This window comes from Nocardioides sp., assembly GCF_031422975.1.
In the GTDB taxonomy this organism is placed as follows: domain Bacteria; phylum Actinomycetota; class Actinomycetes; order Propionibacteriales; family Nocardioidaceae; genus Nocardioides.
Genome location: NZ_JANPEO010000379.1, coordinates 1 through 4861 on the forward strand (window position 1 = coordinate 1; position 4861 = coordinate 4861).

The 4861-nt window shown below is 67.9% G+C and carries 2 protein-coding genes; both read right to left on the bottom strand.

The window, feature by feature from the left end; genetic code table 11:
- The coding region (gene narH, locus RMO85_RS11530) for a nitrate reductase subunit beta (protein WP_310528867.1) at positions 1-1270 on the bottom strand (1270 nt) is incomplete at its 3' end.
- 1 nt (position 1271) lies between these two features.
- Positions 1272-4861: nitrate reductase subunit alpha (locus RMO85_RS11535; protein ID WP_310528868.1), on the bottom strand; the 3590-nt coding region annotated here is incomplete at its 5' end.

The following is a 4861-nucleotide window of genomic DNA, read 5'->3' on the forward strand; positions in this document are numbered from 1 at the left end:
GGCCCATGTTGATGTCGCGCATGTAGCAGCGCATCGCGGCCAGCTTCTTGAGCACCGCGTCCACCGGCTCGACCTCACCGGCCGTGAAGAGCTCGGCGAGGTACTCGACCGGGATCCGCAGGGCGTCGATGGCGGCGAACAGGTTGCCCGGGTCCTCGGCGTCCTCCCCCGTCTCGGCCACCACGTCGACGACCGGCGAGAGCGGCGGGATGTACCAGACCATCGGCATGGTGCGGTATTCCGGGTGCAGGGGCAGGGCCACCTTGTAGGTGTTGATCAGCGCGTAGATGGGAGAGCGCTGCGCGGCGTCGATCCAGTCGCGGGCGATACCGGCCTTCTCGGCCTCGCGCATCACCTCGGGGTCGAACGGGTCGAGGAAGACGTCGCGCTGGGCCTCGTAGAGCCCGTGCTCGTCCTCCATCGAGGCGGCCTCGAGCACCTTGTCGGCGTCGTAGAGCATCAGGCCGATGTAGCGCAGCCGGCCGACGCAGGTCTCGGCGCAGACGGTGGGCAGGCCCACCTCGATCCGCGGGAAGCAGAACGTGCACTTCTCGGCCTTGCCCGTGCGGTGGTTGAAGTAGACCTTCTTGTAGGGGCAGCCGGAGACGCACTTGCGCCAGCCGCGGCACTTGTCCTGGTCGACCAGGACGATGCCGTCCTCCTCGCGCTTGTAGATGGCACCGCTGGGGCAGGACGCCGCGCAGGAGGGGTTGAGGCAGTGCTCGCAGATCCGCGGCAGGTAGAACATGAAGGTCTGCTCGAACTCGAACTTCACCTTCTCGGCGATCTTGGCGAGCATCGGGTCGCGGTGCGCGTTCTCGGTGGAGCCGCCGAGGTCGTCGTCCCAGTTGGCCGACCACTCGATCTTCATGTTCTTGCCGCTGATCAGCGACTTCGGCCGCGCGACCGGAGTGTGCTCCTGGGCGGGTGCGTCGGTGAGTGTGGCGTAGTCGTAGGTCCACGGCTCGTAGTACTCGCCGATCGAGGGCAGCTTGGGGTTGGAGAAGATCGTCATCAGGTTCTTGAACCGGCCACCGCCCTTGAGCTTCATGCGGCCGCGCTTGTTGAGCTCCCAGCCGCCCTGCCACTTCTCCTGGTCCTCGTACGTGCGGGGGTAGCCCAGGCCGGGCCTGGTCTCGACGTTGTTGAACCAGATGTACTCCGTGCCGGAGCGGTTGGTCCACGCCTGCTTGCACGTCACCGAGCAGGTGTGGCACCCGATGCACTTGTCGAGGTTCATCACCATCGCCATCTGGGCCATCACGCGCATGTCAGTACTCCACGTCTTGTGAGCGCTTGCGGATGATGGTGACCTCGTCACGTTGGTTGCCGGTGGGACCGAGGTAGTTGAAGGCGAAGGTCAGCTGGGCGTACCCGCCGATCAGGTGGGAGGGCTTCACGAGCAGGCGCGTCAGGGAGTTGTGGATGCCGCCGCGCTTGCCCGACGTCTCCGCGATCGGCACGTCGATGAGCCGGTCCTGGGCGTGGTACATGTACACAGTTCCTTCCGGCATCCGGTGCGAGACGATCGCCCGGGCCACGACGACGCCGTTGCGGTTGACCGCCTCGATCCAGTCGTTGTCCTTGATCCCGACCTTGACGGCGTCCCGGTCGCTCATCCAGATGTTCTGACCGCCGCGCGACAGCGAGAGCATGAAGAGGTTGTCCTGGTACTCCGAGTGGATCGACCACTTGTTGTGCGGCGTCAGGTAGCGCACGGTGAGCCCCTCGACCTGTCCGTCCGAGCCGTCGGAGACGTTCCCGAGTGCAGGCTCCGCGAACAGGGCTGCCATGTTGAGCGGGGGTCGATACACCGGCAGGCCCTCGCCCAGCTCGGTCATCCAGTCGTGGTCGAGGTAGAAGTGCATCCGCCCGGTCAGCGTGTGCCACGGCTTCTTGCGCTCCACGTTGATGGTGAACGGGGAGTAGCGCCGCCCGCCGGTCTCGGAGCCCGACCACTCGGGCGAGGTGATCACCGGCACGGGAGGACCCTGGGTGTCGGCGAAGGTGATCTGCTTGCCCTCGTGCTCCTCGGCCAGGTCGGCGAGTCGCACGCCGGTGCGCTTCTCGAGGGTCTTGAAGCCCTGGGTGGCGAGGTGTCCGTTGGTGGTCCCGGACATCGCCAGGATCGCCTCGCACACGTGGACGTCGCGCTTGAGCGAGGGCCGTCCGTGGGCGACACCGCCGCGGACCGCGCCGTTCTTGGCCCTGAGGTAGTCGACCTGCTTGCTGAGCTCGAAGGTGACGCCCTTGGTGGTCGCGCCGAGTGTGTCGACGAGTGGCCCGAGGGCGTTCATCTTCTCCGCCACGGCACCGTAGTCGCGCTCGACCTCGACCAGCTTGGGCATCGTGACGCCCGGGATCGGCTCGCACTCGCCCTTCTTCCAGTCCCGGACGACCCCGTGCGGGTTCGCCATCGCATCGGGGGTGTCGTGCGTGAGCGGGACGGCCACCACGTCCTTGCGCACACCCAGGTGGGTGGCGGCCAGCTCGCTGAACTTCTCGGCGATCGTCTGCCAGGCGTCCCAGTCGGTGCGGGTCTGCCACGGCGGCGCGATGGCCGGGTTGAAGGAGTGCACGAAAGGGTGCATGTCGGTGGTGTTGAGGTCGTGCTTCTCGTACCAGGTGGCGGCCGGGAGGACGACGTCGGAGAAGATCGTGGTGCTCGTCTGCCGGAAGTCGATGGTCATCAGCAGGTCGAGCTTGCCCTCGGGCGCCTCGTCACGCCACGTCACGTCGACCGGGCGCTGGTCCTCGGGAGTCTCGGTGGCCCGCACCGACGAGTCGGTGCCGAGCAGGTGCTTGAGGAAGTACTCGTTGCCCTTGCCGGACGAGCCGAGCAGGTTGGCCCGCCAGATCGACAGGATGCGCGGGTAGTTCTGCGGCGCGTCCGGATCCTCGCCGGCGAAGTCGAGCTCGCCGGACTTGAGCTGCTCGACGACATACTCCCCCACCGGCTTGCCGGCGGCGGCCGCGTCGTCGCTGAGGTCGAGCGGGTTGCGGTCGAAGGTGGGGTAGGACGGCATCCAGCCCATCCGCGCGCTCTGGGCGATCACGTCGGCGGTGGACTTGCCGGCAAGCTGGCCCTTCCCCGTCGTGGCGGACAGCGTGTCGGCACCGAAGTGGTCGTAGCGGAACTGGTCGGTGTGGAGATACCAGAACGCCGTCTGGATCATGTTGCGCGGTGGCCGGTTCCAGTCGAGCGCGTTGGCGATCTGGGTGTAGCCCGTGATCGGGCGGACCTTCTCCTGTCCGACGTAGTGCGCCCAGCCGCCGCCGTTGACGCCCTGGCAGCCGGTCAGGTTGGTCAGCGTGAGGAACGCGCGATAGATCGTGTCGGAGTGGAACCAGTGGTTGGTGCCGGCCCCCATCACGATCATCGAGCGGCCCTTGGACTCCTCCGCGTTGGCGGCGAACTCCCGCCCGATCCGGGCCGCCGTCGAGGCCGGGACACCCGTGATCGCTTCCTGCCACGCAGGCGTGTACGGCGACTCCGCGTCGTCATAGCCCGTGGCCCACTCACCCGGCAGGCTCTGCCCGTCGACGGCCCGGCCGACGCCGTACTGCGCGAGCAGCAGGTCGAACACGGTGGTGACGAGGTGGCCGTCGATGCGGCGGACCGGCACACCGCGCGGCAGGTCGGCGGCCGCCCCGTCGGGGGTGTCGAAGCGCGGCATGCGCACCAGGGCGGTCTCACCTCCGGTGCTGTCGAGCAACGAGAGCTGCGGGTCGACGTCACCGAGCTCGAGGTTCCACCTGCCGACACCGGAGTCGCCGTAGCGGTGGCCGAGCGACCCGTTCGGCACCACGGGCTCGCCGGTGCGCGAGTCGATGAGGACGGTCTTGAACGCGGCGTTCTCCTCGTCGACATCGGTCGCGTCGAGGTCCGACGCGGTCAGGAACTTGCCTGCAGTGAGCTGCCCGTCCACCCCCTCGTCGAGCTTCACGAGGTAGGGCAGGTCGGTGTAGGTCTTGACGTAGTGGGTGAAGTAGGGCGTGTCCCGGTCGACGAAGAACTCCTTGAGCACGACGTGCCCCATCGCCATGGCCAGCGCGGCGTCGGTGCCGGGCCTGGCCGGCAGCCACTCGTCCGCGAACTTCACGTTGTCGGCGTAGTCGGGGGCGACCGCGACGACCTGCTGGCCGCGGTAGCGCGCCTCGGTCATCCAGTGCGCGTCGGGCGTGCGGGTGACCGGGAGGTTGGAGCCCCACATGATCAGGTAGCCGGCGTTCCACCAGTCGCCCGACTCCGGGACGTCGGTCTGGTCGCCGAAGACCTGCGGAGAGGCGACCGGCAGGTCGGCGTACCAGTCGTAGAAGCTCAGCATCGAGCCGCCGATGAGGTTCACGAACCGGGCGCCCGACGCATGCGAGACCATGGACATCGCCGGAATCGGCGAGAAGCCCGCCACCCGGTCCGGGCCGTACTTCTTGATCGTGTGGACGTGGGCGGCCGCGACGATCTCGCTGGCCTCCTCCCAGGTGGCGCGCACCAGGCCACCCTTGCCCCGGGCGGACTTGTAGGCCTTCGCGCGCTGCGGGTTCTCGACGATGTGCGCCCAGGCGCGCACCGGGTCACCGTCGTGCTGGGCCTTGGCCTCGCGGAACATCTGGAGCAGGACTCCACGCACGTAGGGGTAGCGGACCCGCGTCGGGGAGTAGGTGTACCAGGAGAAGGCCGCGCCCCGGGGGCACCCGCGCGGCTCGTACTCCGGGCTGTCCGGACCGACCGACGGGTAGTCCGTCTGCTGGGACTCCCAGGTGATGATCCCGTCCTTGACGTAGACCTTCCACGAGCACGACCCGGTGCAGTTGACGCCGTGCGTGGAGCGGACGACCTTGTCATGACTCCACCGGTCCC